The sequence below is a fragment of the Nocardia vinacea genome (assembly GCF_035920345.1).
Lineage (GTDB): Bacteria > Actinomycetota > Actinomycetes > Mycobacteriales > Mycobacteriaceae > Nocardia > Nocardia vinacea_A.
Genome location: NZ_CP109149.1, coordinates 6,747,139 through 6,773,114, shown reverse-complemented (window position 1 = coordinate 6,773,114; position 25,976 = coordinate 6,747,139). Strand labels below are relative to the sequence as shown.

Sequence of the window (25,976 nt, the reverse complement as noted above, 5' to 3'; positions counted from 1 at the left end):
CATTCGGACGTAGGGCATTTGTCGGCTGTCTGCGATAGGCAGACACGATGAAAGCGCACCCTCGTATCACCGCGGTCGCCGTCCTCTGTGTGGGCGTGCTGGCCGCAGGCTGCTCGTCCTCGGATGCCGAAGTCGACTTCACCGTGGCGAAGGACCAGCCGCTGGTGATCTCCCTGGACGACCTGCTGGCCGCCACCGGCGGCACCGCCGCCGTGACGATCGCCGATCCGGACCACGGCACGCTGACCCGCCGCCTCGACGGCGCACTGGTCTACCAGCCGAAGGCGGGCTACACCGGCACCGACGAGCTGAAGGTCACCACCACCGACGCGGTTCGCCTGTACACCACCGACATTCCGCCGCTCGGCGAATTCGGCGGCACCACCGTCCAGGCAAGCGGCTACGGCTCGGCATGGACCCCGGTTCCGGGCGCACCGGGCGAGTTCTACGGACTCACCGATCGCGGCCCCAACGTGGACGGTCCCGGCAAGAACGAGAAGCTCACCCCGACACCGGGTTTCGTGCCGAAGATCGGTCGGTTCAAGCTCGTCGGCAATCGCGCGGTCCTGCAATCCACGATCGATCTGCACACCGCCAACGGCACCCCGTTCAACGGCCAGGTCGATGTCGCCGCGAGTACCGGCGAAACCATCAAGGACCTCGCCGGAAACGTCCTGCCGCCCACCGACCATGGCCTCGACCCGGAGGGGCTGGTCGCGCTACCGGACGGCACCTTCTGGGTATCCGACGAATACGGCCCGTTCCTGGTGCATTTCGACGCCAAGGGCGGCGAACTGGAGCGATTCGCCCCGGGATCCGGTCTGCCCAAGGAACTTTCGCTGCGCACCCCGAACCAGGGCATGGAGGGCCTGACCATCACACCCGACGGTGCGACCCTCGTCGGCGTCGTCCAGAGCGGCCTGAATACCCCCGGCCTCGGCGGTTCGGCAAAAGACGTGCCGATGACCCGTATCGTCACCGTCGACCTGAAAACCAAGGCGATCAAGGAATTCGCACTCCCGCTGCAGGATCCGAAGACCAGCAAGGTCGCTGACTCCGAGATCACCGCGCTGAGCGCCACCACTTTCCTGGTCGACGAACGCGACGGCAACCTGCCCCCGAAGGCCGATAAGAAGCTGTGGACCATCGATATCTCCGGCGCCACCGACATCGGTCCGGGCTCGAAGGTCCCCGGCGCACAATACGATCCGGAACGCGGCGGCCTCCAGATCGACGGCAAGCCGCTGGAAACCCTGGTCGGCACCGTCTCGACGAATGACGCAACCGCGGCGCTGAAGAAAGTGGGCGTCACCCCCGTCGCGAAGACCGCGAACCTGGATTTCGCTGCCCTGGTCACCAGCCTGAACGCCGACGGCAAGTTCTTCGGTCACGACAAGATCGAGGGCGTCGCGACGCTCGACGGTGGTAAAACCCTCTATATCGCCAACGACAGCGATTTCGGCCTTGCCGCCGGTAAGGGCGACCAGCCACCCTTCGGCCTGAAGCCGAAGAGGCTGCCCAACGGTCAGCAGGACACCGGTGAAATCCTCGAGGTCGACACCACCGAACTGCCCGCGAAACTCGACACTCACACGGTCAAGATCAAGGTCGACTAACTCGAATCACTCTCGACCCACTCGCGGCCTTCCAGAATCACCGCGGCCGCCAATGTGATCAGCCACAGCGACATCGATCCGACCTGGATCCGCTGGGCGATCCCGAGCGCGTAATTGCCGGTCAGGTTGTCGGCGACCAACATCCACACGGTCGCCGCCGACCCGATCACCAGCACCACCACACCGGCCTCGCGCAGGATCCGCCACCGGTGATATCGGAAGGCGGCCACGCTGAACGCGAAGGTCGCGATGGCGATAGCGGTGACCGCGATGGTGCTGGTCAGCGCGTGCGGCTGATGCAATTGCGGGAACAGTTCGCTGCCACCGCCGCCGCATTCGGCGTTGTCCTGCGGGATGCAATCGCGCAGTGGGAGCAGCACGTCGCCGATGGTCGCGGCGCCGAAGCAGAACAGCGCGACCCAGCCGATGGTGGTGAATCTGCGGCGCGGAAATAACAGCAGCCCGGCGATCGCGGCCGGCATCAGCAACGCACCGACGATCTTGTCGGCGGTCGCGAACAACTCGCGATGCGGTTTGCCCACGGCATCGAGTTCGCTGAGGAAGGAGTTGACCGGATCGACGTCGATCTTGAGCACGAATTCCAGCAACCACGACGAATAGCAGAGTCCGGCGATCGCGATCGCGGCCGCGATGAGCCCGCAGGCCACCCGGACGTGGCGTTCGGCGAGCCTACGGCTATCAGTCACTGGACCATTCTCCGTCTCCTCGTTGGTCCGGTGTTCAACAGTAGGTGCGTGTGTCCGCACCGATCGGTCTTTCACACACCTCATTACCAACTCGAACACAGGGTTCTGTCAGGTCCGTCGGCGATGGTTGGTAGACCTGAGGAGGTCCCCATGATCGCAATCACAACGGCCATCGCCGGAATGCTGGTGCTGACGGTAATGGCGGTGTCCGGCTACCTGGCCGCGCACGCGCCGCGCTCGCTGGTTCGGGTGCGGGAGCGGCGCTAGCGACTGCTTGCAGGTCGCTCGAAATGGTCAGCTAGCGACTGCTTGCAGGTCGCTCGAAATGGTCAGCTAGCGACTGCTTGCAGGTCGCTCGAAAGGGTCAGCTAGCGCCTCGCGGCCAAAACGGTCTGGATCCGGTCCGCCGCCACAACGGCATTTTCGTGTTCCCAGACACGGATCACCAGCCATCCCTCGGCCGCCAGCGCAGCATCGGTGGCCCGGTCACGGGCCACATTTCCGCTCAATTTGTCCGCCCACCACTGCGCGTTGTTCTTCGGATCGGTCGCGTGCTGCGGGCATCGATGCCAGAAGCATCCGTCCACATACACCGCGACGCGCAGCCTGGGAAACACCAGATCCGCCCGCCGACGCTGCCCACGCAAGGGTGCGCGATCGACGTAATAGCGCAGTCCGCGCCGATGCAATTCCCGGCGCAGCGCGAGTTCGGGCCGGGTTCCGGTCCGCCGCTGGCGGGCCATCCGCGCACTGGTCGCGGCGTCGGTGAGCGGACCCCGAGCCGGGTTCATGACGCACCGACCCTCATGCCGCCCAGCCGCCCATCCGGTCGAGATGACCTTCCACATCGGCCAGAAATCCGGGCGGAAACCGTAGATTGCCCATTCCGGTGCGCCGCAGGAACCCGGCGGTCGCACGCGCCGAGAGCAGTCGCGAATCGGTGAGGAAATGCTGCAGGTCCTCGTACGGCTCGTGCACCGGCCAAGTCGAAACCGGCACCCGATAGGCGTTACCCGCGCGCCCCCACGCGGCGACCGGCCACGGCCGCCCCGGCGGCAACGGCTCATCGCCGGGAATCGGGTCCAGCGGCTCGGCCAGCCGCGCGCCCACCCAGGACGCCATCCGCACACTCACCGCATTCCCGATCAGCTTCCACCGGTGCCCGTGCCGAATTCCGGGCACCGTGGTCGCCGGCTCGGTCCAGTCGGCGTCGAAGCCCTGCAGCCGCTCGCCGTCGACGATGCCCGGTGTGACGAGCTCGCCCGATGGCAACCGCACCGCGGGCGGACTCGCGATGCCCAGCGCCGAACCGCCCTTGAGCGTCGGGATCGCATTCACCGCCCAGCCGAGCCCACGCACACCTTCGGTCCAGTAGAAGCCGCACGGATCCTGTTCCGGGTCACCGAGATCGAGCGGTCCGGCATCGTCGGCGAACAGCACCCGGCGCGGATCCTCGGTGCGCGAGGCCAGCATCAGCACCCGCTGACGGCGTTGTGGCAGCCCGAACGCGCGCGCGTCCACCAACCGGTATGCCCAGGTGTAGCCGAGATCCTCCAGCGCGCTCGTGATGTGCCGCATGGCGGCCCCACGACCCAACTGCAGCATGAACGGCACATTCTCGATCAACAGCCAGCGTGGTCCACGCTGACGCCGCACCAGCCGGAACACCTCGTCCACCAGACCGGAACGCTTACCGGTGATGCCCGCGGTGCGTCCGGCCTGCGACAGGTCCTGACAGGGAAATCCGGCGGCGACCAGCTCGGTCCCGGCGGGCAGGGCACGCAGCCGAGTGATGTCCCCCTGCAACGGAATCCCGGGAAAACGCGCGGCGAGCACCGCCTGCGCACCGGGATCGATCTCGCACAGCAGCTCGGTGTGCCAGCCGTGGTGGCCGAGGCCGAGCTCCAGCCCGCCGATACCGGCGAACAGCCCGACCATCCGCCCGCCCGTCACAGTCTTCCCTTCTCGCGGTTGCTCGCGGATCGCTCGGAACCACCAGCGCTGCGTATCCGCTCAGCAGGTTACTCGAGCAATGAATGCGACGACCAGCGACCGCCACGGTATTGTGTCGAGCACCCGATCCGACCGGATGCCCCGAGCAATGCTCACGGTCGAATCACGGTTTGCTCGGTCGTTCGATGACCTTCCACGCGCAGTTCCCGGTTTATCCCAAGAGTGACGCCAGGAAAGTGAGCGAAATGCAGATTCCGTCCACCAAGAACGGAAACTATCCCAACGTTGTCGTGACCAGTCTGGCGGCGACCACTTCGATCGCCGGTGACGTCGACTCCACCTGGAAGGGCCTGCTCAACGGTGAGAGCGGTATCGATGTCCTCGAGGACAGCTTTATCGAGCAGTTCGAGCTACCTGTGCGCATTGGTGGACATCTGAAGGTCAAGCCGTCGGCTTGCCTGACCAGGCAGGAGACGCAACAGCTGTCCTATGTGGAGCAGATGGCCGTGGTGCTGGCTCGTGAGGTCTGGCGCAATGCGGGCAGCCCGGAAGTGGACAAGAACCGCCTCGGCGTCGCGATCGGCACCGGCCTCGGCGGCGGCGAATTCATCACCGACGCGCGCGACCGGCTGCAGAACGGCGGCTACCGCAAGGTGTCGCCCCTGACCGTGCAGCGCATCATGCCCAACGGCTCGGCCGCCTGCGTCGGTCTGGAACTCGGTGCGAAAGCGGGTGTGGTGACACCGGTCTCGGCCTGCTCGTCGGGTTCGGAGGCGATCGCCAATGCCTGGCAGATGATCGTGATGGGCGATGCCGACATGGTGGTCGCCGGCGGGGTCGAGGGTTCCATCCAGGCCGTGCCGATCGCGGCATTCACCATGATGCGCGCCATGAGCACCCGCAACGAAGACCCGAGGGCCGCCTCGCGACCGTTCGACAAGGATCGCGACGGATTCGTCTTCGGTGAGGCGGGCGCGATGATGGTCATCGAAACCGAGGAGCACGCCAAGGCGCGTGGCGCGACGATTCACGCACGGCTGATGGGTGCCGGGATCACCTCCGACGCCTTCCATTTGGTCGCACCCGATCTCGAGGGCAAGGGCGCCGCGCGGGCGATGACCAGGGCCATGCAGAAGGCCGGTATCAGCAAAAGCGATGTCGGCCATGTCAATGCGCACGCGACCGCGACCCCGATCGGCGATACCGCCGAGGCACAGGCCATCAATGCCGCCGTGGGCGACCATGTTTCGGTCTACGCACCGAAATCGGCACTGGGTCATTCGATCGGCGCGGTCGGCGCCCTGGAATCGGTGCTGACGGTGCTCTCGGTCCGCGACAGCATCGTTCCGCCGACGTTGAATCTGGACAATCAGGATCCGGAAATCGAGCTCGATGTGGTCAAGGGCCAGGCCCGACCCGGACGAATCGACTACGCCGTGAACAACTCGTTCGGTTTCGGCGGGCACAACGTCGCGATCGCCTTCGGGCGGTACTGAATAAGTGGGGAAGGCGCACCTGCTAGCCTTCCCGACGCTTCGTTATCGACCTGTGTTCGGTGTAATCGCACGGCCTGAGTGCCTGCGTTGGCAAAAGGATAAGGCGATGATCGACGAGACCTTCGACGACTATTTGGACGATCAGGGCAATATCAAAATCCGTGGCGATAAGACCCTGATCGACTTCGTCGACAAGCACAGCGCGGAGAACGGCGACGAGCTCGCCTACCGCTACATCGACTACTCGCGCGAGCGCGACGGCGAGTACATCGAATTGACCTGGCACGAATTCGGCGTGCGGCTGCGTGCCGTCGCGGCCAGGCTGCAGCAGGTGACTCGGCAGGGTGATCGGGTGGCGGTGCTGGCCCCGCAGGGGCTGGACTATGTCGTCTCGATCTTCGCGGCGGTTTACGCGGGCAATACCGCGGTGCCGCTGTTCGATCCGGAGGAGCAGGGGCACACCGATCGCCTGCATGCGGTGCTCAATGACTGCACGCCGTCGGCGATTCTGACAGTCGGTTCGGCCGCGGCGGGGGTACGGAAATTTTTCCGGCACCTGCCGGCGGCTCAGCGTCCGCGGATTATTGCCGTGGACGCGATTCCGGACAGCGTCGGCTCGACCTGGATGCGACCGGACATCAATATCGACAGCGTCGCCTATCTGCAGTACACCTCGGGGTCGACCAGGACCCCGGCCGGTGTCGAGATCACCCACCGCGGGGTCGGCACAAATTTGCTGCAAATGATCGATGCCATTGGGGTGCAAGAGAATTCGCGTGGCGTCACCTGGCTGCCGTTGTTCCACGATATGGGTCTGCTGTCCGTGATCCTGCCGACCATCGGCGGCGGATTCATCACGATCATGTCGCCGAGCGCTTTCGTGCGGCGGCCGTATCGCTGGATCAAGGAACTGGCCGCCGCCTCCGACGGCGCCGGAACTTTCGCGGCCGCACCGAATTTCGCATACGAGCATGCGGCCGCCCGCGGTAAGCCGAAAGCCGGTGAAGAACTGGATCTTTCGAATGTGATCGGGCTGATCAACGGCAGCGAGCCGGTTTCGGTGTCGTCGATGCAGAAATTCAATGAGACGTTCGCGCCGTACGGTCTGCCCAAGACCGCGCTGAAGCCCTGTTACGGCATGGCCGAGGCGACCTTGTTCGTTTCCGCGACCAAAGCCGAGGACGAGGCGAAAGTCGTCTACGTCGATCGCAATGAGCTCAATGCGGGTCGGATGGTGGAAGTGCCGAAGGGCACGGAGAATTCGATCGCGCAGGTGTCCTGCGGTTACGTGGCGCTATCGCAGTGGGCGGTGATCGTCGATCCGGAAACCGGCATCGAACGCGGTAACGGCGAAGTCGGCGAAATCTGGCTGCACGGTGACAATATGGGCATCGGGTACTGGGGTCGGCCGGACGAAACCGCCGCGACCTTCCACAACATCTTGGCGCAACGACTACCGGAGGGCAGTCACGCACAGGGCACCGATCCGGACGCGAAGTGGATGCGCACCGGCGACTTCGGTGTCTACCTGGAGGGCGAGCTGTATATCACCGGCCGGGTGAAGGATCTGGTGATCGTCGACGGGCGCAACCACTATCCGCAGGATCTGGAATTCTCGGCGCAGGAATCCAGTACCGCACTGCGGCCCGGATTCGTCGCGGCATTCTCGGTGCCCGCGAATCAATTGCCCGCATCGGTATTCGAACAGGGCAGCCATTCCGGACTCACCTTCGATGCCGATGACACCTCGGAGCAGTTGGTCATCGTGGCCGAACGCGGCACCGGTGCGGCGAAGCTGGATCCGCAGCCGATCGCCGATATCGTGCGGGGCGCGATCGCACAGCGCCACGGCGTCACGGTGCGTGATCTGCTGCTGGTTCCGGCGGGCTCGATTCCGCGCACGTCCAGCGGCAAGATCGCCCGGCGCGCCTGCCGCGCCGCGTATTTGGAGGGCACATTGCGCGGCGGCTATCAGCAGCAGGACTTTCCGGACGCACCGGTGGAACCGGAGCATATGTCCGTCTGAGCTCGGGTTATACGACGGTACAATTGAAGCAACGGCAATCGGCGCCCGGGAATCTGGGCGCCGATGTCGTGTGCGGTGCGTCTATGGCGCGGATCGGGGGTGTCGCGGGGGTTCTTGACCTCGAGGTTACTCGAGGTTGTTGGCTGTGGACGTGGCGGAAAACCGGTTGGCCGATCTCGGGACTGATGCCACGCTGAAATGTCGGACCCCGATGCGAACATCACCGGGGATCCGTTCGCGACACAGCCAATCCAAGACGATCACGAGGGGGAGCTTTGTCCGTCACGCTCGAAACGCCATTGGCCGACACGGAGGTCGACAGACCCGAGCGGCCCGCCGCCGCGGTGCCGGGCCGCCTGCAATCGCTTCGTCGGTTCTGGCCGTATCTGCGGCCGCATCGGTTCATGCTGCTCGGCGCCACCACGCTCGCGGTGCTCGCCACCTTGACGGCGATCATGATTCCGCTGGTCATCGCGCGAATTATCGACGGCCCGATCCAGCGGCGTGATTTCGGCGGCGTCGTGTTTCCGGTGCTGCTGGTGCTGTCGCTCGGTCTGCTGGAGGCGTGCGGCGTTTGGGGTCGGCGGTGGCTGATCGCGAAGCCCGCGGCCCAGTTCGAGATCGATATGCGCGCCAAGATCTTCCGTAAGCTGCAGACGCTCTCGATCGGACGGCACGATGCCTGGGAGTCCGGCCAGCTGCTCTCCCGCGCGGTCGACGATATGGGCACCATGAAGCGGTTCGTCGCATTCGCCGGGCCGTTCCTGATCATCCACTTCATCGTTATCCCGATCGGTCTGGTGGTGCTGTTCGCGCTGAGCTGGCAGATCGGGCTGACCTTCGCGTTCCTTGCGATCCCGCTGTCCTACGTCTGCCTGCGATTCGAGCGGCGCTACGGTGTTGCCTCGCGGCGCTCGCAAGATCAGGCCGGCGACCTGGCAACCACTGCCGAGGAGTCCGCGCAGGGTATCCGGGTGTTGAAGGCATTCGGTCGCGGTGTGTTCTTCGGCGGGCGGTTCACCGCGCAGTCACGGGAACTGCAGCAGACCGAACTGCTCAAGGTGCGGCTGGACGCCACGCTCTGGTCGGCGATGGTGTGCCTGCCGCAGTTGGCCATCGCCTTCGCGCTCGGCTACGGCGGTTACGCCGTAGCACACGAGACGATGACGCTCGGCACCCTGGTCGCGAGCATCACACTGGCGACCTTCCTGCAGTGGCCGATCATCTGGACCGGCTTCCTGCTCGCCGAGTGGAACGATGCGCGCACGGCGGCGGACCGGTTCTGGGAGATCATCGACACCCCCGTCGAAATCGCTGATCCCGCGGATCCGGTGGCACTGCCGGAGCGGATCGTCGGCGAACTGACTGTGCACGGCGTGCGCTTCGCCTTTCCCGACGCGAAGGGTGAAGTGCTGCAGGATATTTCGCTGAAGGTGCGCCCGGGTGAGACGGTGGCGCTGGTCGGCGCGACCGGTAGCGGCAAAACGGCGCTGCTCAACCTGATTCCGCGGCTCTACGACGTGACCGACGGCGCCATCACCATCGACGGTATCGATATCGCGTCGATGCGGGTGTCCGATCTGCGTTCGCTGGTCTCGGTGGCATTCGAGGAGCCGGTGCTGTTCTCGGCGAGTGTGCGGGAGAACGTCGCGCTCGGCGATCCGGAGGCCACCGACGACGATGTGCGGCGCGCGCTGGATGTCGCCCAGGCCACCGATTTCGTGAACGACCTGCCGTGGGGACTGGATACCCGAATCGGTGAGCAGGGGCTGAGCCTGTCCGGTGGTCAGCGCCAGCGGCTGGCCCTGGCCCGCGCGGTGCTCGCGCGTGAAAGCGCGGGGGAGCGGACTCGGATCATGGTGCTCGACGACCCGCTGTCCGCACTCGATGTGGAGACCGAGGAGCGCGTACAGGAACGGCTGCGCACGGTACTGGCCGGTGCCACCACATTGATTGTGGCGCACCGACCTTCGACCGCCGCACTGGCCGACCGGGTGGCGCTGCTCGCCGACGGCCGGATCGTCGCGGAGGGCGCCCACGATCAACTACTCAAAAACAGCAGTCGCTACCGCGAACTGATGGGCGGTGAATCATGACCACCACCGAAACCACCGCCCCCGCAGACGATTCGGCCGACCGCGACGAGGTCGCCGACTGGCGCGGCATCACCAACGAGGACAAGGCGGTCACCGAGACCGGAAATCTGGTGCTGGCCGGTCGATCTCGGCGCCTGCTGCTGAGCCTGATCCGGCCGTACCGCAAACTCGCGGTCTTCGCCCTGCTGCTGATCGTGCTCGACAATGCCGCGATGGTGTCGGCGCCACTGTTCGTCGCGCACGGGCTCGACACCGGCATCGCCGAGGGCGTCGCGGGGAACTGGGCACCCTTGGCACGCACCGTCGCGGGTTACGTTTGTGCGGTCGGCGTCGGAGTCTGCACCACCTTCGTCTTCCTGCGGATCTCCGGAAGGCTCAGCCAGAGTGTGCTTTTCGATCTGCGGGTCCGGCTGTTCGCCCATATGCAGCGGCTCAGCGTCGCCTTCCACGAGCAGTACACCTCCGGCAAGGTCGTCGCGCGACTGACCGGTGATATCGAAACTCTGCAGCAGTTGCTGGAGAGCGCGCTGAATCAGGCGCTGAGCGCGATCCTTTCGGTGCTGACCATCGCGGTGCTGCTGATCTACCTCGATCAGACGCTCGCCGCCATCGTGCTGCTCGGATTCGTGCCATTGGCGCTGGTCACCCGTTGGGCGCAGCGCAGGCAGCGGGCGGGCTACCGGCGCACCCGCGGCGCCATCGCGAAAGTGGTCGTGCAGTTCGTGGAGTCGATGGGCGGCATTCGGGCGGTGCAGGCCTTCCGTCGCGAAGCCCGCAACGAATCGGTGCTGGCAACCGAGGACGCCGAATACTTCCAGGCCACCACCGCCGCGATGCGCGGCATGGGCGACTATGCCGGTCTCACCCGGCTGCTCGGCAATCTGACCACGGCGATCGTCATCGTGGTCGGCGCCTGGCAGGTGATCGAGGGCAACCTCGCCGTCGGCGTCCTCGCGGCATACCTGTTGTATCTCAACGAGTTCTACGGCCCCCTCGACGAACTCGCCCAGGTATTCAACGCCTACCAGTCCGCGGCGGCAGCGCTGGAGAAGATCTCCGGTGTGCTCGAGGAGGAACCCTCGGTTCGGGAGCCCGAGGAGCCGATTGTGCTGATGAAGGCGACCGGTGCCGTGCGGATGGACCGGGTGTGGTTCGGCTACGGATCGTCTGCCGCTCGGCCCGCGGAGCCGGAATCTTCGGATGCCGATGCCGATGCCGATGCCGATGCCGATGCCGATGCCGATGCCGATGCCGATGCCGTGCTCGGGCTGTCGGATTCGGCTCGAGGGACTGTTGCAGGCGTGTCGGATAGTCCTGATGTGGTGGCGTCGAGCGTGGGCGGGGTGACCCCGGGGCATGCGCTGGCCGATTCGGATTCCGCCGGACGCACTGTGGTGGACGTCGTCTCGAAGGGTTCGGATGCGGTGCGACCGAGTGTGGCTGGGCGGCTGCGGGGCGACGCCGCGGTGGCGAGTCTCGAAGGCGCTGTGCCGCAATCCGAGGAGCGCGGACGAGCGCGTCCGGTACTGCCCGAGTTCTCCCTGGAGATTCCGGCCGGGCAGGTGATCGCGGTGGTCGGTGCGACCGGTGCGGGCAAGTCCACGTTGGCTAAGTTGTTGACGCGGTTCTATGACCCGTCGGGCGGCACGGTCATCTTGGACGGTATCGACCTGCGGCGGTTGTCCGATGCGGATCTGCGGCGCAATGTCGTGATGGTTACGCAGGAGTCGTATCTGTTCTCCGGATCGGTGGCCGACAATATTCGGCTCGGCCGGCCGGAGGCCAGTGATGCGGAGGTGTTCGCGGCGGCGCGCGCGGTCGGGCTGTACGAGTTCGTCACCGCGCTGCCCGAGGGCTTCGACACCGACGTGCGCAAACGCGGTGGGCGATTGTCGGCGGGGCAGCGGCAGCTGGTCGCGTTCGCCAGGGTGTTCCTCGCGGATCCGGCGGTGATCGTGCTGGACGAGGCGACCTCGAGTCTGGACATTCCGAGCGAGCGGCAGATCCAGCGAGCACTGGAGACGGTGCTGCGCGATCGCACCGCCGTGATCATTGCGCACCGGCTCTCCACGGTCGCCATCGCCGACCGCGTGCTGGTGCTGGAATCGGGTCGGATCGTCGAGGACGGCACGCCGAGCGAGCTCATCGGGGGCACCGGCCGGTTCGCCAGCCTGCACGCGGCATGGCGAGAGTCGCTGGTGTGATGCGGGCAAGGCGCGTGCGTCGCTTACGGTAGATACGTGACGAACCCAGACCTCGGCCCCGACAGCCAACCGGCGACATCGCGGTGGCCGGCGATCCTCACGTGGCGCGCCCACAACGCGTCACGGATGGAGTCCGTCCGCGTGACGCTCAATGGCAACCGCATCCGCGCCGCCGGTCGCATGATCGGCGGCGAATGCGCCGACCATCCTGCGTTCAGTGCGTCGTATGACCTGGTCACCGACGAGAACGGCGTCACGAAGCGACTGTCCCTGCGCAGCACCACCGCCGCCGGGGAACGACAGGCCTCGATCGCCAGGGACGAGGAGAACTACTGGCTCGTCGATGCCGGCGGCGGCCACGTCCGCTCCACTTTCGCGGGCGCCCTCGACGTCGATGTCGTACTCAGCCCGTTCTTCAACACCCTCCCCATCCGCCGCTTCGCCCTGCAGAACGGCGTCGACAACATCCAGGTACCGGTCGTCTACGTCCGCCTCCCCGACCTCCTGGTCCAGGAAGCCAGCCTCACCTACAGCAGCGGCGCCACCGGCATCAGCGTGCTTTCTCCCGTCTCCAGCGCCACCGTCACCGTCGACGCCGACGGCTTCCTCCTCGACTACCCGGGTCTCGCCGAGCGCATCTGACCCGGCGCCTGGCACCTTCACGCGTGAATCACTGCTGCGGCGCCGCGCACATTTCCACGCGCCGCGCACGGATTCGCCGGACGAATTGCTGCGTGGCGCGCAATGTGGTGCGGCTTCGTGAGCACCCGGCCGCGTCGGCCTACTTGCCGCAAACGCGCCCGTCCGGGGGACGGTGATTCCCACGCCGCGCTCGCGAGCGCCGCGATGAGGCTGTCTCCTCTGTGTTCGGATCCGTGTGCTGCGATCAGTCCAGCTCGGTGATCACCCCGCCGCGCTGGCCTGCCTCGCGCAGCGCCTCCCGCCAGTTGTGGTCGCCGGGGCGGATATCGGTGATCTCCCAGCGCTGGGCGGTTGCATAGCGTTCGCGGCCGTCGTGCCCGGCTTCGACGAGGTCGACCAGGGTGCCTTCGTCGCGGAGGCTGTCGCGGGCCGCGCCGAGCACGGTGAGCGTCTCCTCCAGTACGTCCAGCAGGGCGGTGGCGTTCGGTTCGCAGATGGCGCGGACCAGGTCGGGGGCGGTGGCGGCGACGCGGGTGCCGTCGCGGAACGAACCCGCGGCCAGTCCGAGCGCCAGATCGCCGCCCGCCGCACCGGCCACCGCCAGTGCCTCGGCCAGGACATGCGGCAGATGGGAGATCCGGGCCACCGCCCGGTCGTGCTCGTCCGCGACCACCGGGGTAACCACCGCATCGCAGGCGAGCGCTAGCCGCGCCACCCGAAGCCACGGCTCCGGATGGGTGCCCTCATCCACTCCGACCGCCCACACCGCATCACGGAACAGGCCGGGATCGGTAGCCGCCCAACCGGATTCGGAGGTACCGGCCATCGGATGCCCGCCGACATAGCGAGCCGCGAGCCCGTGCCTACGCACCGCCTCGGCCACCGGCGCCTTGACGCTCACCACATCGGTGAGCGAGCAGCGCGGCGCGAAGGTCGCCACCTCGGCGAGGATGTGGTCCACCGCGGGCATCGGCACCGCGACCACGATCAGCGCATCGGTATCGACGGCCCGGTTCAGTACCCCGAGCAGATCCCCCGTGACATCGAATCCGTCGGCCCGCGCGGCCTGCGCACCCGCCTCTGACCTGTTGTAACCCCACGCGTCATAGCCCGCGCCGACGGCGGCGCGCAGCAGCGAACCGCCGATCAAGCCTGTCCCGAGGACACACACCGGTGCTTTCTGGTCAGGAGTCATCGGAACAGATTCGCATACGACTTCAACATTTCGGCTCGAGCCGACTACCGTTGCGGCCATGGCAGCACAGCGCTCGGGCACGAACAAGGCTGCGTCGGATGATTACGACGACGTAGAAGGGTTCGCAGTGGCGGTTGTCCGCGAAGAAGGACAATGGCGGTGTAGTCCGTTGAGTCAGGCCGCGCTCACCGATTTGTCCGCGGCGGAAACAGAACTCAAAGCATTGCGCAGTTCCGGTGCGGTGTTCGGATTGCTGGATATCGATGACGAGTTCTTCATCGTGCTCCGGCCCGCGCCGAGCGGCACCCGGATGCTGGTCTCGGATGCGACGGCCGCGATCGATTACGACATCGCCGCTGACGTCCTCGAGGCCCTCAATGTCGAAATTCCGGACATCGATCCGGACGAACTCGACGATATCGAGCCATGGGAGGAGGGCGACCTCGGCGTACTCGCCGACCTCGGCCTGCCCGAACCCGTGCTCAGCGTGATCCTCGCCGAGACCGATCTCTATCCGGATGAGCAGCTCGGCATGATCGCTCAGCGCCTCGGTTTCGCCAACGAACTCACGGCTGTGCTGGACAAGCTGCCTCGCTGACGTGGGCCTGCTCACCGACGACACCGACCTGGTCCGCGCGGCGATCTCCGCCGCAGCCGATGCGGGTGATCGCGACGTACCGGTCGGTGCCGTCGTCTTCGATGCCAACGGCCGAGAGCTCGCGCGCGCGGCCAACGCCAGGGAGGCCCTCGGCGACCCGACCGCGCACGCCGAGATCCTCGCCCTGCGCCGCGCCGCCGCCGTCGTCGGCGATGGTTGGCGTCTGGAGGGGTGCACACTCGCGGTAACCCTGGAACCGTGCACCATGTGCGCGGGCGCCCTGGTGCTCGCCCGCGTCGGCCGCCTGGTCTTCGGCGCCTGGGAACCGAAAACCGGTGCTGTCGGCTCCCTTTGGGACGTAGTTCGTGACCGCCGTCTCAATCACCGCCCACAGGTCCGCGGCGGCGTCCTCGAAGCCGAATGCGCAGCCCTCCTCGACGTCTTCTTCCGCACCCAACGCTGACCACCCAGCCCCTCTACAGCCGATTTAGCGATCCGCCCACCGTCCGGTATGGTTGTCGGCGGTGGCGTGTCCGAGCGGCCTAAGGAGCACGCCTCGAAAGCGTGTGAGGGGTAACCCCCCTCCGAGGGTTCAAATCCCTCCGCCACCGCCACAGCCCCTCACCTGTTAGCGCAGGTGAGGGGCTTTTTCTTGCCGACTCCGGGTTCAGCGGCGGCTGCCATCCGGACGAGCCTGCGCAGCTGCTCGCCCTGCGTAATGACGGCAAGATCCGTCTCGAGGTCGCCCCGCGTTATCAGGTCGGCGGCCTGGTCGAGTTCGGCCTCCATCGCCTTCGATGGCAAGTCCTGTCGAATTCCCAGCGGCAGAACGAGTTCGGAGCCAACTTGGTCTTCGAGTCGCCGCCGACAGCTCCGCAAGATCTTGGCCAAGGCCCGATCGACGTAGCGCCGTTCGCCAGGGCAGCCGGCTCCCGTAAACGCAACCGCGTCGAATGATCGGGCTCGGACTTCTCGGTGGTCGGGCTGTGGCCACACCGAAGCCCCGGACGTGCCGCCAGGTGTGTCCGAGGCACATTGGACCATGCAGCGCCATCGCGGATGCCGCGCTGCGGAATGCCCGTGCAAGAAAGCGGCCGGGCAAGTCTGATTGACGTGGGCCGCATGGTTCCGGACACGGCACGGGAGTACTGAACGGCACCGGCTGTCTAAGGCGGCATTCCGCACTGTGCCTGTGCGGCAGCGGCGCAAATGGTTGGCCGACTACTCCGTCGGAATGCCGATCCACCGCATGCAGCTTTGCAGGGCACCATATCTAGTTCGCCGCGCTGCGCCAGATCGTCGATCCAACTTGGCGGACAGCCTGCGAGTCATGGCTGTAATCGCCGCTGCCGCCAGCTGATTCAGTGCCGGGCACACGAGTTCTCGCGTGGGCCCAGCGCACCTTTCCGGCCGGGTCCGGGGGACCGATCGTCTCTAGTTCGCGTCCGGGAAAGCCTGGCGCACACCGATGGTGATCGCTTCGGCTTCGGCCAACCTGCGGCGTTGGACACGCATCAGCGCCTCCACGACGCTCGCGGTCCGATTGTCGCTGTGTGCATCGATGAACGTGACCACTTCTGGACGTCGGACGGCAATTTGGATCCTCATACCACCCATACCTCGATGGTAATCCGCATGGCTGCAGAAGATGCTCACTGATCGCGCAACCGATTTCGATCCGCGCGATGTGGCCGGATTACTGCTCCGAATCCTGCCGCCGCAGGACAACAGTCTGCTGGTCCAGGTCGACCCCGACCCGAGGCGGCGCACCCTGCGCTTCCTCGTCGCGCAGCATCGACACCGAGTCCCGGTGGTCCAATTCCATCCGCTTCGTCCCGTAGAACATGGCGGTGAACTCGTCTGTGAAGGTGCCGGATACGGGGTTGCGGCGTTTGCGGCGTTTTCGGGTCAGGGCTTCGTAGAGGGCGACGGCCATCAGCAGTAGGACCCAGCCAGGGATGGACCAGCCCAGGAAATCCGCCATGTGGCATCAACGAATTCGTCGACTGTGGAGTTCCTGGGTAAGTGGGCGGCGGGCGGGTATACGGCGATTAGGTAAGCGCGGGGAAGGTGCGCAGCGATGATGCGGTGCAGTACGAACCGCGCGCGATTGATTCGCGAGAGTTAGATGAGAGAGCCCTATTTTCGATTCGGCAGTCTGCTGGTGCTGATCTGGCTGGTGATCGGCGTCGTTGCCGCGGGGCAGCGGCACTATTTCGATAGCGGTCCGGTCAATTGCGCCGGATTCGGCACGATTGCGGTGACGGTGATCGCCGGTCCGCTCAACTATATGGGCGTGAATCCGAAGATCGAGGATTGCAACGTGCCCCAACCCAGCCAGTAGTGCGTGAGGGCTGAGTTCCGAGGGTTCGGCCACCCTCAGGGCTCAGGGCGTGCTCTGCCGGGCGGCGACATGCCGTGTGGTCGGGCGCGCCCGCCCGCGCCTGTCACGATGCGATAATTCGCTGAAATTCCGTGCGCGCGGTTCGCGGGAGAGATATGGGCGAGATGAAACTTGGCAGTGTGCTGATCGTGATCTGGCTGGTGATCGGCGTCGTTGCCGCGGGGCAGCGGCACTATTTCGACAGCGGTCCGATCAACTGTGCGGGCTTCGGCTCGATCGCCCTGACCGTCCTCGCGGGCCCGCTCAACTACATGGGCGTGAACCCGAAGATCGCCGATTGCAATGTCCCGCAACCGAGTCCCTAGATCGGCACCGGCTCCAGATTCCGCTGTGGTTCAGGAGTTTTCGTAGAACCGGCGCCGGCAGCGCCCGCCGAGGCGATGATGACGAGGCCGATACCGGCGCACTGGACGAGCGCGAGATCTTCGCCGAGCAAAAGCAGTCCCGCCGCGGCCGCGACCGCTGGTTCCAGACTCATCAGCACACCGAAGGTGGCGGCCGAAATCCGGCGCAGCGCTTCGAGTTCGATGGCGTGCGGCACCAGCGACGAGAGCACCGCGACAACGCCGAGCGTCGTGAGCACCAGGGGATCGAACAGCAGCACACCCAGCCCGGCCACCACCGTCCACACCAGATCGCGGGGGCGACGCGAGGCGATGACCGCAACGGTTAGCGGTCCGAGGAAATCCAGGGTGACCGCCATACCGAGCGGTATGCGTTCGATGGCGGCATAGAAGCACAGATTCATCTCGGCGACGGCGACACCGAGGCCGATGATGCCGGGCAGTGCCGTTCGGTCGACGCGCAGCGAGGGCCGCCACAGCAGCAGCGCGATGGCGCCCGCGAAGGCCAGACGCACACTTGCCGCCGTGCTGGCGCCGATGATCTCGAACAGATACTTGGCCAAGCCCGCACCCAGCTGGATACTGACCATAGCGGCGATGATGAGGATGGGCGCGGGCACCGCGCGAGCCGCGCGTGGCTGAACCTTCACAGCCGAAAGCTAGGTGTCCTAAGTAAATGACAATGGACTGGTCGGTTTCTCGAAAACGGTGCTTACCTTGCCGATCGATGCCCGATCTGTGGTGATCGGCGCAAGCGCTCATCCGGCCGGAGAGTGATCGTCTCGCGTGCGGGTATCCGAGTTGGTACGCGAGTGCGAAAGGAAGCGATGACGATGCGCGAGCGTGTTACCCGCCCGAGACCAGCGCCTTCCGCTGGTGCGCGACTGTTTGCGATGCTTCTGCTGATCTGGCTGGTCGTCGGCGTTGTCGCCGCAGGTCAGCGCCACAACTTCGACAGCGCCCCGATCAACTGTGCTGGTTTCGGCACCATTGCCGTGACGGCGCTGGCCGGTCCGCTCAACTACATGGGTGTGAACCCGAAGGTCGAGGAATGTAACCTGCCGCAGCCCAGCCAGTAATACCCGGTCTCCCATCGGAATTCGAGTGGTCATCGGCGAATTCCGGTGGGAGTGTTCGGCCCCGCACCCGAATTCGGGTGCGGGGCCGAGCCGCTTGTTCCGATCAGCTCACGCCGACCGGCACCTTCACCGTCTCCGCGGAGTGCTGCTGGAGCTCACGCAGCTTCGCGCCCTCGACGTCGATATCCGGCAGGATCCGATCCAGCCACTTCGGAATCCACCAGGACCACTTACCCATCAGCACCAGCAGCGATGGGATCACGACCATGCGGACGATGAACGCGTCGATCAATACGCCCGCCGCCAGCGCGAAGCCCATGGATTTCGCGGTGATGTCGGTTTCCAGCAAGAAGGAACCGAATACGGCAATCATGATGATCGCGGCCGAGGTGACGACCCGGGCGCCGTGGTGATAACCGGCGACCATCGCATCCTTCGGCGACTTACCGTTGACGAACTCCTCGCGCATCCGGGTCACCAGGAACACCTGGTAATCCATGGCCAGGCCGAACACCAGGCCGATCAGCATGATCGGCAGGAAGCTGACCAGCGGATGCGGATCCTCGATCAGCCCGAGCTTGCCCTCCTGGAAGACCAGCACCGTCGCACCGAAGGTCGCCGCCATGGAGAGCAGGAAGCCGAGCGCCGCGGTCAGCGGCACCAGGATCGAGCGGAATACCAGGATCAGCAGCAGGAATGCGGCACCGGCCACGATCGCCAGATACGGCACGATCTTGCTCAGCAGCACATGGTCGACATCGGCAAAGATCGCTGTGGTGCCGGTGATGCCGTATTCGATGCCGTACTCGGACTGCATCTGCGCTTCGGCATCGCGGGCGTCACTGACCAGATCCTTGGTGGCCTGGTTGTTCGGACCCGACTTGGGCACGCCGTCGAGCAGTGCGCCCGCCTTGTCCTCACCACTCCACTTGGCCTCGGTCACGTAATCCATGCCCGAGTAGGACGCGAGCTTGGATCGCAGCGCGGTTACCGCGGCCTCGCGCCGGTCGGCGGGCACATTGGTGAGGTCGACCGCGACATTCAGCACGCCGTTGCTGCCCTCACCGAAGCCCTCGGTGCGCAGCTCGTAGGCCTTGCGGATGGTGGAGGTCTTCGGCTGGCTGTCGTCGCCCGGCAGGCCGAGGTTCAGACCGGCGGCGGGCGCGGCGAGCAGACCGAGCACGACCACGCTGAGCAGCAGCGTCACCGCGGGCGCCTTGCCGATCAAACGGCCGACGCGCATGCCGTTGGTGACCGACTTGTCGTCCTCGGGATCGTGCTGGGCCACGATCGGCAGCTTCGGCTTGAACAGGAACCGGCCGAACGCTCCGAGCAGTGCCGGCATCAGCGTGATGGCGGTGAGCACGGCGAACGCCGCGGCGATCGCACCACCCAGGCCCATGAACGTCATGAACTGGACGCCGACGATGCTGAGTCCGCCGAGCGCGATGATGACGGTCAGACCGGCGAACACCACCGCCGAACCCGCCGTACCGAGTGCGGTACCGGCCGCCTCCTCCGGCGAATCCTGCACCGCCAGTTCGTGTTTGTAGCGCGACACGATGAACAGCGCGTAGTCGATCGACAGGGCGATGCCGATCATGGACGCGAGGAAGGTGGTGAAGCTGGGCACCTCGATGATCGAGGTACCGAGGAAGATCAGCGAGGTGGCCGCGCCGAGGCCGACGATCGCGGTGATGATCGGCACGAAGGCGGCGACGATGGCGCCGAAGGCGATGATCATGACGACCAGCGCGATGCCCATGCCGATCTGCTCGGACTTACCGCTCGGTCCCTCGTTCTTCTGCGCGATCGAGCCGCTCATCTCCACCTGCAGCCCGGCATTGCGGGCATCGCTGGCCACGTTGTAGGCCGCTTCGCGCTGTTCGTCGGTGACGTCGGTGAACTTCTTGATGGTAAACGGAACGCTGAAGAAGGCGACCGAGTCGGGCGCCGTCTTGCTGAGCACGTTCAGCGGTGCGCCACTGCACTTGGACGGATCCGGGTCGGTGATGCAGCCCGACTTCTCGGCGGCCTCGACCGGATCCATCACCGGCTTGCTGTGGTCGACGATGTCGAGCGTGCCGAGCTTGGCGATGAAGGCCTGCAGCGCCGCCCGGTTCGCCGGATCGGTCAGCTTCTGGCCGTCGGGCGCGGCAATGACATAGGTGCCGGTGACGGCGTCGAATTTGAAGGCGTCGGAGGCGCCGGGAAAGTGCTTGTCGAGAATGTCGTTGGCACGGGCGGACGGCAGCGCCGGCATGCTGAAGTCATTGGTCATCGGCTCCTTGAGCTGCGCGCCGAGGCCGCCGAGCAGCAGGAACAGGACAATCCAGACCGGAAGCACTATCCATTTCCTGCGGAAAGCGAACTTTCCCCATCTATACAGATAAACGGACACGAAGGTTCTCCTAGCGGACCTTTTCGAGCGACCTGCAAGCAATCGCTGACGGATGGCTGGTTACGTGCTGATGCGTGGCGCGTAGACAGCACTCGCGGGGTTGCCCTGCCGGCCCCGCCTCCATTGACGCTTTCTGCCTACCGTGCGGTAGGTAGACTACCCAGGGGCTAAGCGGAGGTACAACCTCAATTCTGATGGCAACGTTAGCTCAGCGTATGAGTGGTGAGAGGATCATCCCATGATTGTTCGTGACGCGGGCGACGCTGTTGTCGCAGGTGGCGGCACAAAAATGGCAATTCGCGACGCTGCGGTAAAGCTGTTCGGGGCCAAGGGTTTCGAACAGACGAGCCTGCGCGAGGTCGCGGATGCGGTAGGAATCACAAAGGCTTCGCTCTACTATCACTACGCCTCGAAGTTAGATCTGTTACTCGCGATCGTCGATCCGATCGTGGATCACTTGCGCTCGGTGATCGAGGATATCGATGCGGTCCCGCATGACGAGGAGGGCGTGCGCGCCGTGTTGCGGGCCTATTTGCGCGGCATGATCCGCCATCGCGACGCGGGTGCGCTGTGCGTCCGCGACACCGTCGCGATCATCAATGTCATGGCCGACCGGTATCCGGACATGCTGGATTCGACTCGGGTGCTGCGCGAATGGCTCGCCGGACCCGGCGCCGACGACGTAGCCAAGCTGCGCGCCAGTGCGGCACTGGAGGTACTCGGGGTGGCGCTGTTGTCCACCGAACTCGTGCCCGGCGTGGCGGATTCCGTGGTGGAACGCACACTTCTGGACGCGGCCACCTGTGTGCTGACCGGATGCCATACCGCGTAGATTCGTTCGAACACCGAAGAGGCCAGGAGTAGCCGCCGTGCACATCAGCGCGAGGGTCGATTACGCGGTGCGGACCCTATTGGAGATCGCCCGCGCACCGCAGATCCACCGTGCGTCGGATCGGGTCGCTGTGCAGGTCGCCCCGGTGGTGAAGGCCGAGGCGATTTCGACCGCGCAGCATATTCCACCCAAGGTGCTCGAGACCGTACTCGCCGAATTGCGCAGAGCTGATCTGGTGACCAGTAGGCGCGGCCCGGACGGCGGCTATTGGCTGGCCCGCCCGGCCGCGCAGATCTTCATCGCCGATGTGATCCGCGCGATCGAGGGCCCGCTGGCCTCGGTGCGCGGCGAGCGTCCGGAGGATGTGCGGTATCCGGGTGCGGCCGAACCGTTGCAGCGGGTGTGGATCGCGCTGCGGGTGAATATTCGTGCGGTGCTGGAGAATGTCTCCATCGATGACATCGCGCAGGACCGGTTGCCCGGATTCATCGGGACGCTCACCGAGGATCCCGGTGCCTGGGCGCGACGATAATTCGAATCGGATCATACCCGGCCGAAAGCCTCGCGCACGAACATCGCTGCTGGTCAGGAATGTTCGCGACGGACGGTGCGGATTGCCGGTAGCCTCCTTTTCATCATGCTGATCAGACTGCTTCGCACTCATCTGGCCCCCTACCGGGCCCAATTGGCGGGCGTCGTCGGCCTACAACTCATCTCGGTCATCGCGATGCTGTACCTGCCGACCCTGAACGCCGACCTGATCGATAGCGGTGTCACCAAGGGCGATATCGGCTACATCTGGACCACCGGTCTGTGGATGCTCGCGGTCACCGGCGTGCAGATCATCGCCTCGGCTTGCTCGGTCTATCTGGGCGCGCAGGCCGCGATGGGCGCGGGTCGGGATCTGCGCGGCGCGGTGCTGCACCGGGTCGGCACCTTCTCCGCGCGCGAGGTCGGCATGTTCGGCGCGCCCTCGCTTATCACCCGCAATACCAACGATATTCAGCAGGTTCAGCTGCTGATCGTGATGTCGGCGACCATCCTGGTGATGGCGCCGATCATGTGTATCGGCGGCATCTTCATGGCGCTGCGCGAGGACCTCGGGCTGTCCTGGCTGCTGCTCATCGCGGTGCCCGCACTTGCCATTTCGATGGGTGTCATCGTGGCGAAGATGGTGCCCGGCTTCCGCGATATGCAGCAACGGATCGATGAGGTCAACCGGGTGCTGCGCGAGCAGATCACCGGCATCCGGGTGGTGCGCGCGTTCGTGCGCGAACGGCAGGAGACCTGGCGCTTCGGAGTGGCCAACACCGAACTCACCGAATCCTCGCTGCGGGTCGGGCGGCTGATGGCGCTGATGTTCCCGCTGGTCATGCTGATCAGCAATATCACCGCCGTCGCGGTGATCTGGTTCGGCGGACACCTCATCAATGACGACAAAATGCAGATCGGCTCGCTCACCGCGATGCTGTCCTACATCATGCAGATCCTGATGGCCGTCATGATGGCCTCGTTTCTGGCCATGATGGCGCCGCGCGCGGCCGTCTCGGCCGACCGGATCGGTGAGGTGCTCGAGACCGAGACCTCGGTGCTGCCGCCGCGACTGCCGCAGCCGTTCAAGGGCGATCCGGCCCAGGTCGATCTGCGATTCGCCGAATTCGCCTTTCCGGGTGCGGACAAACCGGTGCTGTCGGCGATCCGGTTCCAGGTCGAGCCGGGTACGACCACGGCGATCGTCGGCTCCACCGGCGCGGGCAAGACGACACTGCTCAATCTGATTCCCCGGCTCATCGATGTGACCGATGGCGCGGTCTACGTCGGCGGCACCGACGTCCGTCACATCGACCTCGAAGTGCTGCGCGAACAGTTCGGACTGGTGCCACAGAAGGCATATCTGTTCTCCGGCACCATCGCCGGCAATCTGCGCTACGGCAATCCGGACGCCACCGACGAGGAACTGTGGCGATGTCTGGAGATCGCCCAGGCCGCCGACTTCGTGCGCGATATGCCGCAGGGTTTGCAGACCCCGGTCGCGCAGGGCGGCACCACTGTTTCGGGTGGGCAGCGTCAGCGGTTGGCCATCGCGCGGGCGCTGGTGAAGAAGCCGCGGGTCTACCTGTTCGACGATTCGTTCTCCGCACTCGACGTCGCCACCGACGCCCGACTTCGCGAGGCATTGCGGCCGGAGACCAGGGATGCCTCGGTAATCATTGTGGCGCAACGGGTTACCACCATCCGCGATGCCGATCAGATCGTGGTGCTCGAGGACGGCGTCATTGCCGGGATCGGTACCCATGAGCAGTTGATGCGCGATTGCGCGGAATACCAGGAGATCGTCGCCTCGCAGCTCGGCGCCGATGAGGCCGTCGTGCTCGCCAAGCGCAACGCATCGCCGCCCGATGCGAGCGGTGACGGGTATCGGACCCGGCGGGAGGAGATCCGATGAGACCCGGAGCGGTGAATCCCGGTGCGCCGGATGCGAAAGCGAAATCGTTCGGTCCGTCGCTGCAGCGGCTGTTGCGCAGGCTGGCCCCCGAGCGCGTGTATGTCGGCGTGATCGTCGCGCTCGCGATCGTCTCGGTAGTGCTGAATACGCTCGGCCCTTACATCCTCGGCAAGGCCACCAACGTGGTATTCGATGGTGTCGTCGGCCGCCAATTGCCGAGTGGCATCACCAAAGAAGAGGCGATCCAGCGCCTGCGAGCCGCGGGCAACAACACCTTTGCCGACATGCTCGGCGCGATGGATGTCACCCCGGGTGTCGGTGTGGATTTCGGTGCGGTCGGCCGGGTGCTGATGCTGGTGCTGCTGCTCTATATCGGCGCCGCGGTCTTCAGCTGGCTGCAGTCCTTCCTGCTCAATGTCGTCATCAACCGCACGGTGAAGCGGCTGCGCAGCGATGTCGAGGACAAGATCCATCGACTTCCGTTGCGCTACTTCGATTCCACACCGCGCGGTGACCTGCTCAGCCGCGTCACCAATGACGTCGACAATGTGTCGCAGACCCTGCAGCAGACCATGAGCCAGCTGATCCTCTCGCTGTTCTCGGTGGTCGGCATCCTGATCATGATGTTCTGGATTTCGCCGCTGCTCGCGTTGATCGCCCTGCTCACGGTGCCCGCCGCGATCGTGGTCACTACACAGATCGCCAAACGCTCCAAACCGCACTTCGTGAACCAGTGGAAGTACACCGGCATGGTGAATGCCCAGGTCGAGGAGGCCTTTACCGGGCACGAGGTGGTCACCGCATTCGGCCGCAACCGCGAGGTCGGTCAGGAATTCGATAAGCGCAATAACGAACTCTACGAGTCGAGTTTCAAGGCGCAGTTCATCTCCGGGCTGATCATGCCCGCGATCATGTTCCTCGGGAATGTGAACTTCGTGCTGGTGGCGCTGGTCGGCGGTCTGCGAGTGGCGACCGGCAATCTGTCGCTCGGTGAGGTGCAGGCCTTCATCCAGTACTCCCGGCAGTTCAGCCAGCCGCTGACCCAGATCGGCGCGATGGCCAACCTGCTGCAATCCGGCGTCGCATCGGCCGAGCGGATCTTCGAGATCCTCGATGCCGAGGAGCAGTCGGCGGATCCGGTCATGGAGAACACCCGTCCGGTCGATCGCGGCCGGGTCGAGTTCGAGGCGGTGTCGTTCCGCTACGAACCGGAGACGCCGGTCATCGAGCGGCTGTCGCTGGTCGCCGAGCCGGGACATGTGGTTGCCATCGTCGGTCCGACCGGTGCGGGCAAGACCACCCTGGTGAATCTGCTGCTCCGGTTCTACGAACTCGATGCGGGCACCATCACCATCGACGGCGTCGATATCACCGATATCACCCGCGATCACCTGCGTTCCAGGATCGGTATGGTGCTGCAGGACACCTGGCTGTTCAAGGGCACCATCCGGGAGAACATCGCCTACGGCAATCCGAATGCGAGCGAAGCGGATATTCTCGAGGCCGCCCGCGCCGCCTATGTCGACCGCTTCGTACATGCGCTGCCGCACGGTTACGACACGGTCCTCGATGACGAGGGTTCGGGCGTCAGCGCTGGTGAGAAGCAGCTGATCACCATTGCCCGCGCCTTCCTGGCCAAGCCGTCCATCCTGGTCCTGGACGAGGCGACGAGTTCGGTCGACACCCGCACCGAGGCGCTGGTCCAGCACGCAACCGCCGCCCTGCGCCGGGACCGCACCAGCTTCGTCATCGCCCACCGCCTGTCCACCATCCGTGACGCCGACCTGATCGTCGTCATGGAGGCGGGCCGCATTGTCGAACACGGCAACCACGAGCGACTCCTCGAAGAACGCGGCGCCTACTACCGCCTCTACAACGCCCAGTTCGCCGCGGCCGCCGCCGAAGCCTGACCCGCGGCGCCGCACACCGGGCAGCTA

At 65.4% G+C, this 25,976-nt stretch carries 24 protein-coding genes and 1 tRNA gene; 16 read left to right on the top strand and 9 right to left on the bottom strand.

Translation table 11 applies throughout. The annotated features are described in order from the left end of the window. The first annotated feature begins 47 nt into the window (after nucleotides 1-47). Nucleotides 48-1,616, top strand: coding sequence for an esterase-like activity of phytase family protein (locus OIE68_RS30900; protein WP_327094520.1), 1,569 nt, complete (start codon nucleotides 48-50; stop codon nucleotides 1,614-1,616). On the opposite strand, the gene OIE68_RS30895 is transcribed toward OIE68_RS30900, so the two are convergent. The 3 genes from OIE68_RS30895 to OIE68_RS30885 all read right to left on the bottom strand — a co-directional run bounded on the left by OIE68_RS30895 (nucleotide 1,613) and on the right by OIE68_RS30885 (nucleotide 4,261). Then, nucleotides 1,613-2,323: a DUF998 domain-containing protein gene (locus OIE68_RS30895; protein ID WP_327094519.1), complete on the bottom strand. Its 711-nt coding sequence runs from the start codon at nucleotides 2,321-2,323 to the stop codon at nucleotides 1,613-1,615. The genes OIE68_RS30900 and OIE68_RS30895 overlap by 4 nt on opposite strands. 368 nt (nucleotides 2,324-2,691) lie before the next feature. Next, nucleotides 2,692-3,114 carry a very short patch repair endonuclease gene (locus OIE68_RS30890; protein WP_327094518.1) on the bottom strand — a complete coding sequence of 141 codons (423 nt, stop codon included), beginning with the start codon at nucleotides 3,112-3,114 and terminating at the stop codon, nucleotides 2,692-2,694. A gap of 13 nt (nucleotides 3,115-3,127) precedes the next feature. Further along, nucleotides 3,128-4,261: a DNA (cytosine-5-)-methyltransferase gene (locus OIE68_RS30885; RefSeq protein WP_327101878.1), complete on the bottom strand. Its 1,134-nt coding sequence runs from the start codon at nucleotides 4,259-4,261 to the stop codon at nucleotides 3,128-3,130. Nucleotides 4,262-4,521: 260 nt separating this feature from the next. On the opposite strand from OIE68_RS30885, the gene OIE68_RS30880 reads away from it, so the two are divergent. The 5 genes from OIE68_RS30880 (at nucleotide 4,522) to OIE68_RS30860 (ending at nucleotide 12,740) form a co-directional block, all read left to right on the top strand. Next, a complete protein-coding gene (locus OIE68_RS30880; RefSeq protein ID WP_040685961.1) occupies nucleotides 4,522-5,772 on the top strand; it encodes a KasA/KasB family beta-ketoacyl-ACP synthase in 1,251 nt (416 codons plus the stop codon). A 106-nt stretch (nucleotides 5,773-5,878) separates the two neighbouring features. Next, nucleotides 5,879-7,798, top strand: coding sequence for a long-chain-fatty-acid--AMP ligase FadD32 (gene fadD32, locus OIE68_RS30875; protein ID WP_419150586.1), 1,920 nt, complete (start codon nucleotides 5,879-5,881; stop codon nucleotides 7,796-7,798). A gap of 404 nt (nucleotides 7,799-8,202) precedes the next feature. Next, nucleotides 8,203-9,894: an ABC transporter ATP-binding protein gene (locus OIE68_RS30870; protein WP_327101876.1), complete on the top strand. Its 1,692-nt coding sequence runs from the start codon at nucleotides 8,203-8,205 to the stop codon at nucleotides 9,892-9,894. Then, nucleotides 9,891-12,098, top strand: coding sequence for an ABC transporter ATP-binding protein (locus OIE68_RS30865; protein WP_327094517.1), 2,208 nt, complete (start codon nucleotides 9,891-9,893; stop codon nucleotides 12,096-12,098). The genes OIE68_RS30870 and OIE68_RS30865 overlap by 4 nt, the downstream gene beginning before the upstream one ends. A gap of 126 nt (nucleotides 12,099-12,224) precedes the next feature. Beyond that, the gene (locus OIE68_RS30860; RefSeq protein ID WP_419150819.1) at nucleotides 12,225-12,740 is read left to right on the top strand and encodes a putative glycolipid-binding domain-containing protein; all 516 of its coding nucleotides are present in this window, start codon (nucleotides 12,225-12,227) and stop codon (nucleotides 12,738-12,740) included. Nucleotides 12,741-12,984: 244 nt separating this feature from the next. On the opposite strand, the gene OIE68_RS30855 is transcribed toward OIE68_RS30860, so the two are convergent. Then, on the bottom strand, nucleotides 12,985-13,935 hold the full coding sequence (locus OIE68_RS30855) for a prephenate dehydrogenase (RefSeq protein WP_327094515.1): 951 nt from the start codon (nucleotides 13,933-13,935) through the stop codon (nucleotides 12,985-12,987). A gap of 58 nt (nucleotides 13,936-13,993) precedes the next feature. Between OIE68_RS30855 and OIE68_RS30850 the strand changes: the two genes are divergently transcribed. The 3 genes from OIE68_RS30850 to OIE68_RS30840 all read left to right on the top strand — a co-directional run bounded on the left by OIE68_RS30850 (nucleotide 13,994) and on the right by OIE68_RS30840 (nucleotide 15,147). Beyond that, complete coding sequence (locus OIE68_RS30850; protein ID WP_040685930.1) at nucleotides 13,994-14,533, top strand: tRNA adenosine deaminase-associated protein; 540 nt, start codon at nucleotides 13,994-13,996, stop codon at nucleotides 14,531-14,533. Nucleotide 14,534: 1 nt separating this feature from the next. After that, the gene (locus tag OIE68_RS30845; protein ID WP_419150585.1) at nucleotides 14,535-14,996 is read left to right on the top strand and encodes a nucleoside deaminase; all 462 of its coding nucleotides are present in this window, start codon (nucleotides 14,535-14,537) and stop codon (nucleotides 14,994-14,996) included. Between the two features lie 60 nt (nucleotides 14,997-15,056). Beyond that, a tRNA-Ser gene (locus tag OIE68_RS30840) sits at nucleotides 15,057-15,147 on the top strand. Nucleotides 15,148-15,154: 7 nt separating this feature from the next. Here OIE68_RS30840 and OIE68_RS30835 read toward each other — a convergent pair. From OIE68_RS30835 to OIE68_RS30825, 3 genes are all read right to left on the bottom strand, one after another. Continuing rightward, nucleotides 15,155-15,322 (bottom strand): hypothetical protein, encoded by a 168-nt coding sequence (locus OIE68_RS30835; protein WP_327094514.1) that lies wholly within the window; start codon nucleotides 15,320-15,322, stop codon nucleotides 15,155-15,157. 645 nt (nucleotides 15,323-15,967) lie between these two features. Then, complete coding sequence (locus tag OIE68_RS30830; protein WP_327094513.1) at nucleotides 15,968-16,141, bottom strand: hypothetical protein; 174 nt, start codon at nucleotides 16,139-16,141, stop codon at nucleotides 15,968-15,970. 88 nt (nucleotides 16,142-16,229) lie between these two features. Beyond that, nucleotides 16,230-16,517, bottom strand: a complete 288-nt coding sequence (locus tag OIE68_RS30825; RefSeq protein ID WP_327094512.1) for a DUF6191 domain-containing protein — start codon at nucleotides 16,515-16,517, stop codon at nucleotides 16,230-16,232. Nucleotides 16,518-16,661: 144 nt separating this feature from the next. Here OIE68_RS30825 and OIE68_RS30820 point away from each other — a divergent pair, with 144 nt between their 5' ends. After that, complete coding sequence (locus tag OIE68_RS30820) at nucleotides 16,662-16,877, top strand: hypothetical protein (RefSeq protein WP_327094511.1); 216 nt, start codon at nucleotides 16,662-16,664, stop codon at nucleotides 16,875-16,877. A 164-nt stretch (nucleotides 16,878-17,041) separates the two neighbouring features. Beyond that, nucleotides 17,042-17,242: a hypothetical protein gene (locus tag OIE68_RS30815; protein ID WP_327101874.1), complete on the top strand. Its 201-nt coding sequence runs from the start codon at nucleotides 17,042-17,044 to the stop codon at nucleotides 17,240-17,242. On the opposite strand, the gene OIE68_RS30810 is transcribed toward OIE68_RS30815, so the two are convergent. Then, entirely contained in the window at nucleotides 17,239-17,931 is a 693-nt protein-coding gene (locus tag OIE68_RS30810; protein WP_327094510.1) for an EamA family transporter, read from the bottom strand. The genes OIE68_RS30815 and OIE68_RS30810 overlap by 4 nt on opposite strands. 243 nt (nucleotides 17,932-18,174) lie before the next feature. Between OIE68_RS30810 and OIE68_RS30805 the strand changes: the two genes are divergently transcribed. Further along, nucleotides 18,175-18,360, top strand: coding sequence for a hypothetical protein (locus OIE68_RS30805; protein ID WP_387294071.1), 186 nt, complete (start codon nucleotides 18,175-18,177; stop codon nucleotides 18,358-18,360). Between the two features lie 103 nt (nucleotides 18,361-18,463). Here the strand turns inward: OIE68_RS30805 and OIE68_RS30800 are convergent, their stop codons facing one another. Then, nucleotides 18,464-20,761, bottom strand: a complete 2,298-nt coding sequence (locus OIE68_RS30800) for an MMPL family transporter (protein ID WP_327094509.1) — start codon at nucleotides 20,759-20,761, stop codon at nucleotides 18,464-18,466. 238 nt (nucleotides 20,762-20,999) lie between these two features. Between OIE68_RS30800 and OIE68_RS30795 the strand changes: the two genes are divergently transcribed. The 4 genes from OIE68_RS30795 to OIE68_RS30780 all read left to right on the top strand — a co-directional run bounded on the left by OIE68_RS30795 (nucleotide 21,000) and on the right by OIE68_RS30780 (nucleotide 25,949). Continuing rightward, nucleotides 21,000-21,593 (top strand): TetR/AcrR family transcriptional regulator, encoded by a 594-nt coding sequence (locus tag OIE68_RS30795; RefSeq protein WP_327094508.1) that lies wholly within the window; start codon nucleotides 21,000-21,002, stop codon nucleotides 21,591-21,593. Nucleotides 21,594-21,630: 37 nt separating this feature from the next. Then, nucleotides 21,631-22,125 (top strand): Rrf2 family transcriptional regulator, encoded by a 495-nt coding sequence (locus OIE68_RS30790; RefSeq protein WP_327094507.1) that lies wholly within the window; start codon nucleotides 21,631-21,633, stop codon nucleotides 22,123-22,125. Between the two features lie 105 nt (nucleotides 22,126-22,230). Further along, nucleotides 22,231-24,039 (top strand): ABC transporter ATP-binding protein, encoded by a 1,809-nt coding sequence (locus OIE68_RS30785; RefSeq protein ID WP_327094506.1) that lies wholly within the window; start codon nucleotides 22,231-22,233, stop codon nucleotides 24,037-24,039. After that, nucleotides 24,036-25,949: an ABC transporter ATP-binding protein gene (locus OIE68_RS30780; protein ID WP_327094505.1), complete on the top strand. Its 1,914-nt coding sequence runs from the start codon at nucleotides 24,036-24,038 to the stop codon at nucleotides 25,947-25,949. The genes OIE68_RS30785 and OIE68_RS30780 overlap by 4 nt, the downstream gene beginning before the upstream one ends. Nucleotides 25,950-25,976 lie beyond the last annotated feature (27 nt).